Annotated in this window: 10 protein-coding genes; 2 read left to right on the top strand and 8 right to left on the bottom strand. The window is 65.7% G+C overall.

What is annotated here, in order from left to right:
- Positions 1-49: 49 nt before the first annotated feature.
- Positions 50-1426 carry a DNA repair protein RadA gene (gene radA, locus H3005_RS02225; protein ID WP_100551874.1) on the bottom strand — a complete coding sequence of 459 codons (1377 nt, stop codon included), beginning with the start codon at positions 1424-1426 and terminating at the stop codon, positions 50-52.
- A gap of 148 nt (positions 1427-1574) precedes the next feature.
- On the opposite strand from radA, the gene H3005_RS02220 reads away from it, so the two are divergent.
- Entirely contained in the window at positions 1575-3632 is a 2058-nt protein-coding gene (locus H3005_RS02220) for a bifunctional diguanylate cyclase/phosphodiesterase (protein ID WP_180163997.1), read from the top strand.
- Between the two features lie 127 nt (positions 3633-3759).
- Here H3005_RS02220 and cyoD read toward each other — a convergent pair whose 3' ends face one another.
- From cyoD to cyoA, 4 genes are read right to left on the bottom strand one after another with little or no spacing between them, the layout of a single operon-like run.
- Positions 3760-4101 carry a cytochrome o ubiquinol oxidase subunit IV gene (gene cyoD / locus H3005_RS02215; RefSeq protein ID WP_025873831.1) on the bottom strand — a complete coding sequence of 114 codons (342 nt, stop codon included), beginning with the start codon at positions 4099-4101 and terminating at the stop codon, positions 3760-3762.
- Positions 4101-4739: a cytochrome o ubiquinol oxidase subunit III gene (gene cyoC / locus H3005_RS02210; protein WP_099821051.1), complete on the bottom strand. Its 639-nt coding sequence runs from the start codon at positions 4737-4739 to the stop codon at positions 4101-4103. Before cyoC ends, cyoD begins: the two co-directional genes overlap by 1 nt.
- Positions 4736-6733 carry a cytochrome o ubiquinol oxidase subunit I gene (gene cyoB / locus H3005_RS02205; RefSeq protein ID WP_089239620.1) on the bottom strand — a complete coding sequence of 666 codons (1998 nt, stop codon included), beginning with the start codon at positions 6731-6733 and terminating at the stop codon, positions 4736-4738. The genes cyoC and cyoB overlap by 4 nt, the downstream gene beginning before the upstream one ends.
- Before the next feature lie 2 nt (positions 6734-6735).
- Positions 6736-7776: a ubiquinol oxidase subunit II gene (gene cyoA / locus H3005_RS02200; protein WP_100551872.1), complete on the bottom strand. Its 1041-nt coding sequence runs from the start codon at positions 7774-7776 to the stop codon at positions 6736-6738.
- 338 nt (positions 7777-8114) lie between these two features.
- Between cyoA and H3005_RS02195 the strand changes: the two genes are divergently transcribed.
- Positions 8115-8543 carry a VOC family protein gene (locus H3005_RS02195; RefSeq protein ID WP_100551871.1) on the top strand — a complete coding sequence of 143 codons (429 nt, stop codon included), beginning with the start codon at positions 8115-8117 and terminating at the stop codon, positions 8541-8543.
- 35 nt (positions 8544-8578) lie between these two features.
- Here the strand turns inward: H3005_RS02195 and H3005_RS02190 are convergent, their stop codons facing one another.
- Genes H3005_RS02190 through H3005_RS02180 form a run of 3 tightly spaced genes read right to left on the bottom strand, consistent with a single transcriptional unit; the run spans position 8579 to position 12736 of the window.
- The gene (locus tag H3005_RS02190; protein ID WP_100551870.1) at positions 8579-10594 is read right to left on the bottom strand and encodes an energy transducer TonB; all 2016 of its coding nucleotides are present in this window, start codon (positions 10592-10594) and stop codon (positions 8579-8581) included.
- A complete protein-coding gene (locus tag H3005_RS02185; protein ID WP_100551869.1) occupies positions 10591-11976 on the bottom strand; it encodes a DNA-binding protein in 1386 nt (461 codons plus the stop codon). Before H3005_RS02185 ends, H3005_RS02190 begins: the two co-directional genes overlap by 4 nt.
- A 4-nt stretch (positions 11977-11980) precedes the next feature.
- Positions 11981-12736, bottom strand: coding sequence for a PP2C family serine/threonine-protein phosphatase (locus tag H3005_RS02180; RefSeq protein WP_133120039.1), 756 nt, complete (start codon positions 12734-12736; stop codon positions 11981-11983).
- Position 12737 lies beyond the last annotated feature (1 nt).

Here is a 12737-nt window from a genome sequence, read left to right as displayed (position 1 = left end):
CTTTGCCGGAAAAGCAGCCGAGCATCGGCTCGGCTCTACAGTACCGGCATCACGCCGCGTCGATGGCCTCGGACAGGCGTTCGACCGCGATCACTTCCATCCCCTTCACCGAGCCGCCCTTGGGCGCATTGGCCTTGGGCACGATGGCGCGCTTGAAGCCGTGGGTCGCCGCCTCGCGCAGGCGGTCCTCGCCGTTGGGTACCGGCCGGATCTCACCGGACAGGCCGACTTCACCGAACGCGATGGTCTTCTCGGCCAGCGGACGGTCCTGCAGCGAGGACAGCACCGCCAGCAGCACCGGCAGGTCGGCGGCGGTCTCCTGCACGCGGATGCCACCAACAACGTTCACGAACACGTCCTGGTCGCCGACCAGCACGCCGCCATGCCGATGCAGCACCGCCAGCAGCATGGCCAGGCGGTTCTGCTCCAGGCCCACCGCCACGCGGCGCGGATTGGACAGCGGCGATGCGTCGACCAGCGCCTGCACTTCCACCAGCAACGGCCGGGTGCCCTCGCGGGTGACCATCACGCAGCTGCCCGGCTGGTGCGTGCTGGCACCGGACAGGAAGATCGCCGACGGGTTGGAGACTTCCTTCAGGCCCTTGTCGCCCATCGCGAACACGCCCAGTTCGTTGACCGCACCGAAGCGGTTCTTGAAGGCGCGCAGCAGGCGGAAGCGGCTGCCGCTCTCGCCTTCGAAATACAGCACGGCATCGACCATGTGTTCCAGCACCCGCGGGCCGGCGATGCCGCCTTCCTTGGTCACATGGCCGACCAGGAACACCGCGGTTCCGGTTTCCTTGGCGAAGCGCACCAGCCGCGCAGCGCTCTCACGTACCTGGCTGACCGAACCGGGCGCGGCAGTCAGCGTCTCGGTCCAGAGCGTCTGTACCGAATCGGCCACGATCAGCCGCGGCCCACTCTTGGTGGCGTGCTGCAGGATGGATTCGACACCGGTCTCGGCCAGCGCGTTGACGCCCTCCAGCGGCAGCTCCAGCCGGTGCGCCCGACCGGCCACCTGGGCCAGTGATTCTTCACCGGTGACGTAGAGCACCGGCAGCACCGCGGCCATCTTGGCCACGGCCTGCAGCAGCAGGGTGGACTTGCCGATGCCCGGGTCGCCCCCGACCAGCACCACCGCGCCCTCGACCAGGCCGCCGCCGAGCACGCGGTCGAATTCACCGATGCCGGTGCTGACCCGGTTGTGCTCGGTCTGCGCCACGTCCTTCAGTGCGGTGATCTTTGGCGGGTCGATCTTGCCCGCCCAGCCGGCACGCCGTGAGGCGGGCGCCTTGGCCGCCGTCGCGCTCTCAAGGACGATTTCCGACAGCGCGTTCCAGGCGTTGCACTCGGTGCACTGGCCTTGCCACTTGCTGTATTCGGCGCCGCATTCATTGCAGACATACGCGGTGCGGGCTTTGGCCATCGGAGATTTCCTGCAGGGGCAACGAGCGTGGCAGGATAGCCGAGCCGGGTCGCACGTGCTGCGACCACTCAAGTCCCACCCGCCGGTGCCGATAGCGGTGGCGGGCGTGCGCCTTGCGGGCGCCCCTCCCTTCTCCTCTGGATTCAACATGACTGGTAGTTACAGTCAGAGCCTGGTCGCCATCTCGCTGCTGGTGGCCATGCTGGCATCGTATACCGCGCTCGACATGGCCGGCCGCCTGGCCACGGCCGAGGGCCGGGTCGCACGCTGGTGGCTGGCCGGCGGTGCCGCCGCGATGGGCCTGGGCATCTGGTCGATGCACTTCATCGCGATGCTGGCGTTCAAGCTGCCGATTCCAGTCGGTTACGACCTGGCGATCACCCTGTATTCGCTGGCCGTGTCGATCGGCGCATCGGCCTATGCGCTGTGGCTGGTGTCGCGGCCCAGCCTGCCGCTGCAGCGCCTGGCCGCCGGTGCGGTGCTGATGGGACTGGGTATCGCGGCCATGCACTACCTGGGCATGGCCGCGATGCGGATGCAGCCGGGCATCGACTACCACCCGGGCTGGTTTGCCGCATCGATCGCGGTGGCCATCGGCGCCGCCGGTGCAGCGCTGTGGATCGCCTTCCGGCTGCGCGTCGAGCAACGCAACACGGTGCGCCTGCGGATACTGGCATCACTGGTGATGGGCCTGGCCATCGTCGGCATGCATTACACCGGCATGGCCGCCGCACGCTTCCCGGCAGGCAGCGTCTGCGGCGCGGTCGGCAGCGGCGGCATCGATCCCCGCTGGCTGGCCGTGCTGGTGATCGTGACCACGCTGGCCACGCTGGGCATCGCGTTGGTTGCCTCGTTGTTCGACCGCCAGATGCGCGTGCGCACCGGTCTGCTGGCCGACTCCCTGGCCCACGCCAATGACAAGCTGATCCAGGCGGCACTGCACGATCCACTGACCCAGCTGCCGAACCGCATGCTGCTGCAGGATCGGATCGAGCAGGCCATCGAGAAGGCGCAACGCCGCCAGCAGTCGGTGGCGGTGATGTTCTGCGACCTGGATGGCTTCAAGGCCGTCAACGATGCCTATGGCCACCAGCTGGGTGATCGCCTGCTGGTCGCGGTGGCCCAACGCGTGGGGGCGCAGCTGCGGCCGCAGGACACCCTCGCCCGCCTCGGTGGCGACGAGTTCGTGATCGTGCTGGCCATCGATGCGCCTGACGATGCGGCGGTGGTCGCCGAGCGGGTGATCGCGGCGGCCAGCGAACCTTTCGTGCTGGATGCGGCGGAACTGCAGGTCACCGCCAGCCTGGGCATTGCCCTGTATCCGGACGATGCCGGCGACGAACGCGAGTTGATGGCACATGCCGATGCGGCGATGTACCACACCAAGGAAACCGGACGGAACGGCTACACCTTCTTCATCCCTTCAATGCAGCTCAGTGCCAACCGCCAGCTGCGCCTGCTGCAGGACCTGCGCAAGGCGATCGCGCGCAACGAACTGCTGCTGCACTACCAGCCGAAATTCCCGGCGGCCGATGCACCGGCCACCGGCGCCGAGGCGCTGCTGCGCTGGCAGCACCCGGAACTGGGCCTGCTGGCACCGGACGTGTTCATTCCCATCGCCGAGCGCAGCGGCCTGATCCTGCCGATCGGCGACTGGGTGCTCGACCAGGCGTGCGCGCAGCTGCGCGCCTGGCATGACGGCGGGCACAGCGACTGGACGATGGCGGTAAACCTGTCGCCGCTGCAGTTCGCCTCGCCGGCCCTGTTGGACAGCGTGCGGTCGGTGCTGGAACGGCATCGCATCGACCCGGCGCGGCTGACCCTGGAGATCACCGAAACCACCGCCATGAAGGATGTCGAAGCCAGCCTGGCGATCCTCAACGATCTGACCGCGATGGGCGTACACATCGCCATCGACGACTTCGGCACCGGCTATTCCAGCCTGCTGTACCTCAAGCGCATGCCGGCCACCGAGCTGAAGATCGACCGGGCGTTCGTGCATGACCTCGAACGCAACGACGAGGATGCGGCCATCGTGTCCTCGATCATCGCGCTGGGCCGCACCCTGCAGCTGCAGGTGGTGGCCGAGGGCGTGGAGACCCAGGCGCAGCGCGATTACCTGAGTGAGCTGGGCTGCGACCAGCTGCAGGGCTATCACCTTGGACGGCCGATGGACGCCGAGGAGTTCCTGCGCAAGGTGGGTTGAGAGGCAACTGCATCCACGCATGGCGTGGATCTACTGGCTGCCGGCCAGCGGCCGGCACTACCGGACAACGGAAAAACAGAAAGGCCGCCCGGAGGCGGCCTTTCTGCGTGGCAACGTCGCAAAGACGTCAGTGCATCATGTGCACGTTCATGTTGTGCATGACCCACAGGGTACCGACCACGATGATGCCGATCACCACCACGGTGAAGGCCGCAGCGTTGACGTTCCAGCGGCTCTCCGACGAGCGGTCCAGGTGCAGGAAGAACACCAGGTGGACCAGCATCTGCAGCACCGCGGTGATGGCGATCACCACACCGTTGACGGTGCGCGAGAAATCACCCGACATCACCATGTAGAACGGGATGACGGTCAGCACCACCGCCAGCACGAAGCCGATCAGGTACGACTTCACGGTGCCATGGCTTTCGCCGCCGGCGGCGTGGTCGTGTGCATGGTTGTCATGTGCCATTACAGCGCTCCATTGAGGTAGACGACGGAGAACACGCCGATCCAGATCAGGTCCAGGAAGTGCCAGAACAGGCTCAGGCACGCCATGCGGGTCTTGTTGGTCGGGGTCAGGCCGTACTTCTTCAGCTGCACGAACATCACCAGCAGCCACAGCAGGCCGGCGCTGACGTGCAGGCCGTGGGTACCGACCAGGGCGAAGAACGCCGACAGGAAGGCACTGCGGTCCGGACCGTAACCCTGATGGATCAGGTGCTGGAACTCATAGACTTCCATGCACATGAAGCCGAAGCCCAGCAGCCAGGTGATGCCCAGCCACAGGAACATCTGACCGACCTGCTTGCGGTGCATGGCGATCATGCCCAGGCCGAAGGTCAGCGACGAGGTCAGCAGCAGCGCGGTTTCCCACGCCACGAACGGCAGCTCGAACAGGTCCTTCGCGCCGGGGCCACCATCGGTGCCGCCGGCCAACACCACGTAGGTGGCAAACAGCGAGGCGAAGATGAGGCAGTCGCTCATCAGGTACACCCAGAAACCGAAGACGGTGTTGCCGCCGGTGTCGTGGTGCTCGTGGTCGTCATGGCCATGGGCCGCCGCGTGTGCGGCGTGCCCGTGGTTCACGGTGGAGGTATTGGTGCTCATGCCTTCAGCTCCGACTTCACCAGGCCCTGGGCTTCCAGGTGCTTGCGGTGTTCGTTCTCGATGCGTTCCACCTCGGCAGCCGGGACCCAGTAGTCCACGTCCTGGTCGAAGGTGCGGTAGATGAACGTGGCGATCATGCCGACGAAGCCGATGATGGCCAGCCACCAGATGTGCCAGATCATCGCAAAGCCGAACACCATGCTGAAGGCGCCGATGACAACGCCGGTGCCGGTGTTGCGCGGCATGTGGATGTCGGTGTACTTGGCCGGCTTCGGCCAGGCCTCACCACGCTGCTTGCGCTCCCAGAAATCGTCCAGCTCGGTGACTTCCGGCAAGGTGCCGAAGTTGTAGAAGGCCGGCGGCGAAGAGGTTTCCCACTCCAGCGTACGGGCATCCCACGGGTCGCCGGTCAGGTCGGCAGTCTTCTTGCGGTCGCGGATCGACACGGCCACCTGGATGATCTGGCACAGGATGCCGGCACCCACGATGAAGGCGCCAACAGCGGCAACCAGCAGGAACGGCTCGTAGGCCGGGTTGACGGTGCTCTGCAGACGACGGGTCATGCCCATGAAGCCCAGCACGTACATCGGCATGAAGGTCACATAGAAGCCGATGAACCAGCACCAGAACGCGCACTTGCCCCAGAACTCGTTGAGGCGGAAGCCGAACATCTTCGGCCACCAGTAGGTGATGCCGGCGAACATGCCGAACACCACGCCGCCGATGATGACGTTGTGGAAGTGGGCGATCAGGAACAGGCTGTTGTGCAGCACGAAGTCGATGGCCGGGATCGCCAGCATCACGCCGGTCATGCCGCCGATGGTGAAGGTGACCATGAAGCCGATGGTCCACAGCACGGGCGTGGTGAACTGCACGCGACCGCGGAACATGGTGAACAGCCAGTTGAAGATCTTCACGCCGGTGGGGATGGAGATGATCATCGTCGTGATGCCGAAGAAGGCATTGACGTTGGCACCCGAACCCATGGTGAAGAAGTGGTGCAGCCACACGATGAACGACAGCACGCCGATGCAGGCGGTGGCGTAGACCATGCCCTTGTAGCCGAACAGGGCCTTGCGCGAGAAGGTCGCGATGACCTCGGAGAACACGCCGAAGGCCGGCAGCACCAGGATATAGACTTCCGGGTGACCCCAGATCCAGATCAGGTTGATGTACAGCATGGCGTTGCCGCCACCGTCATTGGTGAAGAAGTGCGTACCCAGGTAACGGTCCAGGGTCAGCAGCACCAGGGTGATGGTCAACACCGGGAAGGCGGCGACGATCAGCACGTTGGTCACCAGCGCGGTCCAGGTGAAGACCGGCATCTGCATGAGCTTCATGCTCGGGGTGCGCATCTTGAGGATGGTGATGAAGAAGTTGATACCACTCAACGTGGTACCCAGACCCGCCACCTGTAGTCCCCATATGTAGTAGTCCATACCTACATTGTTGCTGTACTCGATGCCCGACAATGGCGGGAAGGCCAACCAGCCGGTGGCGGCGAATTCACCGATCCACAGCGACAGCATGATCAGCACCGCACCGGACACGAACAGCCAGAAGCTGAGCGAGTTGACGAACGGGAACGCGACGTCGCGCGCACCGATCTGCAGCGGCACGGCCAGGTTCATCAGGCCGGTGATCAGCGGCATCGCCACGAAGAAGATCATGATCACGCCGTGGGCGGTGAAGATCTGGTCGTAGTGGTGCGGCGGCAGGTAGCCCTCGGACCCGCCGACGGCGATGGCCTGCTGGGTACGCATCATGATCGCGTCGGAGAAACCGCGCAGCAGCATGACGAAGGCGACGATGATGTACATCACGCCGATCTTCTTGTGATCCACCGAGGTGAACCACTCCTTCCACAGATAGCCCCACAGCTTGAACTTGGTGATCAGGGCGACGACGCCCAGGCCACCAAGGATCGCGCCGACCAGGGTGGTCAGCACGATCGGATCGTGGGGGATCGACTCAAGAGAGAGTTTTCCCAACATGTTCATTCTCCCGAACCCGCGTGGCCGGCATGGCCTGCGTGTTCGTGTTCGGTGGCATCCAGGTTCTCACCGGATTCCTTGGAATCGTGGGCCTCGCTCGGGGCATGGCCCTCGTGCGCTTCATGGCTGGCAGCGTCGGCAGCAGCGGCACCGGCGTGGGAATGCTTCATGCCGTAGTGCTTGTTGTCGCCCATGTGCTTGGCGATGACCCAATCGAACAGGCTTTCTTCAACCTTGCCGAAGTAGGTGACCGGGTACCACTCGGAATTCTTCGCTTCGCCCAGCGCCTTGAACGTGGTCTTGTCCAGGGTCTGCTCGCCGGCACGGACCTGGTCCAGCCACTGGCGGTACTGCGCATCGGTGACCGAGTAGGCAGTGAAATGCATCTTGGCGAAGCCTGCACCGCTGTAGTGCGAGGACATGCCCGGGAATTCACCCAGTTCGTTGGCGATCAGGTGAAGCTTGGTCTCCATCGCCGCCATCGAATAGATCATGCTGCCCAGGTGCGGGATGAAGAACGCATTCATCACCGTATCGGAGGTGATCTCGAAGTTCAGCGGGGTGTTGACCGGGAACTTGATCTCGTTGACGACCGCGATCTTCTCTTCCGGATAGATGAACAGCCACTTCCAGTCCAGCGAGATCGCCTGGATGGTGACCGGCTTGACGTCCGATTCCAGGGGCTTGTACGGATCCAGCGCGTGCGAGGACCGCCAGGTCAGCACCGCCAGGACCAGCACGATCATGCAGGGGATCGACCACACCACCACCTCGATCGCCGTCGAGTGGGACCACTTCGGCTCGTAACGGGCCTTGGTGTTGGAGGCGCGATACTTCCACGCGAAGGTCAGGGTCATGATGATGACCGGGATGACGACCAGCAGCATGAGCACGGTGGCCGTGATCAGCAGTGTCTTTTCATCCTGGCCGATCTGGCCCTTCGGACTGAGGATGGCCACGGCATCGCAGCCGGTGAGCATCACCAGCAATGCGAGCAGCAAGCCCGGGCGCAACCAGCGCCCAAGGGTTTTCAACGGAATCATCGGTCGATCCAATTGCGAGGGAATGCCGTTCCCCGTCCTGCCCGCACCGGCCAAAGCCGGGCCCACCCGTCCAGAAGACAGGCAGGTAAGGTGGGGTCGAGTCAGCCTTTCAATTTTAGGCCGTCACCCACCATTTAAGAAAGGCATTGACAATGATCAGGCGCAGGAAAGGCCCGGATCTGGCTGCGACACGTTGTCGCACCGCGCCATTGTGGCGGGCAGAACGCGCGGGGACGGCAGCGTAGCATCGGTCTCGGCGACGACGAGGCCCCTCGTTCGGCAAAGTCCACTGAACAGGTTCAGCAAGTTTTGAGCTCCCTTTCTTCGAGGAACCCGGCATGGACAGACCCTTCAGCGTTGAACGCATCGACCATGTGGTGCTGCGGGTGCGCGAGCTGGCCCGCAGCGAAGCCTTCTATGCCCAGGTGTTGGGGTGCGTGGCGGTGCGGCAGCGCGAGCACCTGGGCCTGGTGCACCTGCGTGCGGGTGCGTCGATGATCGATCTGATCAGTCTGGACGGCACGCTCGGTCGCCACGGCGGTAGCGGGCCGGGCAGCGAAGGTCGCAACGTCGACCACCTCTGCCTGCGCGTCGAGCCCTTCGACGAAACCGCGCTGGTCGCCCACCTTGCTGCCCACGGCGTGCCGGTACTGGGGCCGGCCGAGGTCAACTTCGGCGCAGAGGGCGATGGCTTGTCGTTGTACTTCAAGGATCCGGACGGCAACACGGTGGAACTGAAGGGACCTGCGAACGAAGCCAGTCGATGAAGCGGCCACTGCCTCCGACCCGTGCCATGCCCCCGCTATCCGCCCTGGAACCGCACCGGCACACGCAGGATGATCTGCTTGACCGTGGTCACCGGCCGTGTGGGAGTGACGTGCCATTTCAGCGCAGCGTCACGGGCGGCGCGATCCAGCGCAGGGTGCCCGCTGCTGCGGTCCACGCTCACATCGAGAACGCGGCCCTCGGCTGACAGAGTGATCAGCAGCTCGACGCTGCCCTCCGGCGCCGTCTCCCCGTCACCACGCGGATAACGCGGCGGCTGCCGGCGCGCCATCGCCGCCAGCTGCGCGCCCAGCGCCTGTTCGGGGTTCAGCTGGGGCGGCGGCGGGCTCATGGCGATCGGCGATGGTGCGTCCACGGTCACCGGCGGTGGTGCGGCAGCCACAGGCGCTTTGAACATGACCGTCACCTGCCTGCGCTCGCCGCCCGTGAGCACCTTCGACGCACTGTGCCAGGTGCGCGCGCCCTGCCGCGCGGCCTCATCCAGCACGGCGTTGCCACTGCTGCTTTCAATCAGCACCGAAGTAACCACGCCGCTCTGCCAGACATCCACCTGCAGGATGACCGTGCTGTCGGCCTGCACAGGCGCGCGCAGCGGGATGCCGTGGCGCAGGTCCTTGAACCCGGCGGCGGGCAGGTCGACCAGCACCTGTCCATACTCGGCCGGTGGCGACGGCGGTGGCAGCAGTGGCGACGTACGCAGCGCCAGGCCCTTGCGATCGACCAGCATCCCCGCTGGCGGCATCGCGCGTTGCGCCTGCCTGGCGGTGTCAACTTTCGAGGTTGCCGGTGGTGAGGGCTCCGAGACCACCGGGCCCGGCGGGTCTGCAGCAGTGCCGGAGGCGTCCGGCGTCTCGCCTTTGCTTGCCGCCGCCTGCCGGTCGTCATCGCCCAACAGCAGCGTCGCGCGCGCCTTCAGGATCTCCATGCGGTCTTCGGACGCACTGGCCAGCAGCGTCGAGAGCATGAACACGTCGCTGCCAAGCAGCAGTGTATTCACGTCGAACCGGGCAGGATCAGCCGAGGCGGTCTTGTCGCTGCGGTCGATCAGCCCGGCGATCACCAGCGCACCCAGCGCGAGCTCTTCGTCCGTGTCGACCATCGTCGACGCGTAGGCATTCCACAGGCGCTCCTCCAGCGGTGCATAGGCGAACAACACCTCCTGCGTGCCGTGGACGCGCCACAGGCGCTCTTCCAGTGCCGCGTCGCCCTCTCGGTCGAATGGCTTGCGTGGCGACCAACGTGAGCGGATCGCCAGCTCCTGCAGATCCGTCGCCAGCAGGCGCATCGCTACCGTCGTGCTCGACGGCGAGAGTTTCCACATCTGCTGCAGCAACTCGATCTGCTTCAGTTCCAGCTCGCGCGCTTCCTCGGCGGTAAGCCGATCCACCATCGCGCCCGCGTCGCTGGCCAGGCCTCCCGTTCTTTGCGTACGGCGGCCGGACCGGGCGGCAAGGGTCTCGATCGTCTCGTTGTACGCCGCACGCAAGCGCTCGTACTCCGTGCGGTCTTCGCGCAGCGCTGGACCATTGCGCGCCCACAGATCCAGCTCCTGCATCAGCGCCTGCGTGCGCGGCAGATCGCCACGGGCAGCGGCACGTGCGGTTTCGTGCACCTTGTTGAGCATTTCCCGCTCGAAATGACCGCGCGAATACCAGCGCGGAACCGTCGTGCGATCCTCCCCGACCACGACCGAGCGCGCTCCCTGCATGCTCCCTGCGCCCGCAGCCCCATCCCCGGAAATGCCGGTGACAACAAAGATGACGAACGAGAGGAAGCCGAACATCACCGACGCGATCAGATAGTCCACGGCCCGGTCCTGCACCGCTACGCGCAGGAACGACAGCACCGACACCGCACCGCCGATCAGCAACGCAGCACGCAGTGCCGCCCTGCCGTCGCTCAACGCGCCGCTCGACAGCAGCCGTCCGAGCCAGCCGATCGAGCCGTAGACCAGCACGCCGAGGTCGCCCCAGAACGGCGCCATCCCGAGCAGGGCCAGCAGCAGCACGGCCAGTACACCCAGCAGCTTCATGGACGCTTGCTCATGATCAGCATCGGCACGAACAGGATGAACAGCAGGATCGCGATTGCCAGCATGGCCATCTGCACGGCCAGCCCCACGCCATCCCAGATGCTCGGATCCACCAGCGCGCTGTAGCGGCGGTAGGCCGGCATGCCCCAGCCCATCACCCAACCCAGCAACAACGTGCCGATCACCGCCATCGTCACCCGCGACATCACCCCGGGAACGCCGCTTGCAGCCGACGCCTGTGCGGCCACCGGCTGCGCCTGGTTACCGCGCGCGGCAGTACGTCCGCGCTGCTTGCGGGCCTTGGCCGGTTTCTGCCGCGAGCGGGTCTGCGCCGCGCGTGCGCTGCCGGCCAGCAGTTCGACGCGGGCGCAGGCAGCACACGGCATGCCGACAAAATGCTGGTGGGCCGCATCCTTGCCACACGTCACCAATTGCCCGGCGTTGCGCCGCGCGTAGTCCAGCAGCAGCGTGGCCCATTCCTGCGCCGAAGGCCGCCGCCGCGCCTGCGTCGAAAACGCACGATCAAACATGTCGCGCAGTGCCGGCGGGAACATCTCATGCCCACTGACCGGCGAGGGCAACATCCGCGGATGCGGTTTGCCGCGCGCATACGGGTACAGGTTGGCGGCGATGCGCGCCGGCAGGTCGCTGGGCACCGTCGCCCCCTGCGGCCTGCCCGCATACGGATGCAGGCCGGAATTAAGCAGCTGGAACACCATCACCGCCAGCGCGAAGCGATCCTGCGCCTCCTCCTGGCCCGGCTTCACCCCCGGCTGCTGGAACTCAGGCGCCAGATAGTCGGTGGTGACCTGCCCGGCCGGGAAACGCTCGCCCTTGCCCTGGATGCTGAAACCATCGCAATCGAGCATCGCGATGAACAAGGTGCTGCGATAGAACCGCACGTTCAGCGGCTTGAGGTCGACCACATAGTGCTGCCGCCGGTGCAGCGCAGCCAGCATCACCGCCAGGTTGGCCGCCAGCGTCATCTTCGACCCCAAGCCGGTAGGCAGGCCCTCGGCACGCGCTTGCCGCTCCTGCAGCACATGTTCCAGATCGCTGGTGGCCGACAGATCCAGGATCGGCATGGTGAAGCCGATGAAGCGCCCACTGCGGTCCCGCAGCAGGGTCAACGGCCAGGCAATCTGCACCTGGTCGGCCCCCTGCCCCTCCATCGACGGCAGGTCCGGCTGCAGCTCCAGCATCGCCTGCAGCTTGCGCTCGTAGACGCGCGCGTCCTTGTCCGAGTGATACAGCTTGGCTACTTCGCGCGGCCGCTCCTTGAGGGTGAACACACTGCCCGCGCCGCCACTCTTGAGCAGCCGCTCCAGGGTCAGCGGCCTGCGCTGTGTGTCGTAGACCTGTTCGCCGCTGCGCCCGGGCATGTGCTCAGGCCGGCAGCGCGACCAGCAACGTCTTGTCGTCGCCGGTGATCTGATCGGTGCGCGGGTCGGCCAGCGTCGCGTGCAACGCCTGGCTGCCGTGGGTCTCATCGACGCCGGCCAGATAACGGATCACCGGTGCGATGAACGGTTGGAACAGGCTGTCGCCCGCGCGCGACATCGCAAACGGCTGCACGCCATCGGACATCAGCACCAGCGCGTCGATCGCCCCTTCGAAGCGGGTCAGCCGCAGCTGCTCGCGCCAGTTGCCACCGGTCACGAACCACGTTTCGTTGGCGTACTCGCCGTTGGCGGGCAGCGATACCGCATCGGGCGACTCATTGCTGAAGGCACAGGCGGCGACGCCGTCGCCGACATGGAAGAACCAGCCGCCATCGCGCGTGGCGACAGCCCCTACCAGCGTGCAGGCATGGTCGGAGAGCTTCAGGCCCTGGCTCAGCGCAAGCATCGCCAGCTGACCGCGCGCATCGTCGACGGCGGTTTCGATGATGGCGCGCAACGCATCCACCGGCAGTGCCAGTGGATCGGCACCGAGCTGGGCAGATCCGGTAACCGACGCCGCCACGCTGCTGGATACATGCCGGGCGCCCACATCGCTGTGCGATGCGGAGCCTGCACCGTCGCAGACCACCGCGACCAATGTCTGCCCCACCTGCACCGACGCATAGGCGTCCTGGCAGGGCTGCCCGCGGTCCAGATGGGACCGTCCCGTGGCCGATGCGGCCATCACGCGCCAGGCCATG

The sequence above is a fragment of the Stenotrophomonas sp. Br8 genome (assembly GCF_014763005.1).
Taxonomy (GTDB): domain Bacteria; phylum Pseudomonadota; class Gammaproteobacteria; order Xanthomonadales; family Xanthomonadaceae; genus Stenotrophomonas; species Stenotrophomonas lactitubi.
The sequence above is the reverse complement of the archived record's forward strand: the minus strand, read 5'-3'. Positions and strand labels throughout refer to the sequence as shown.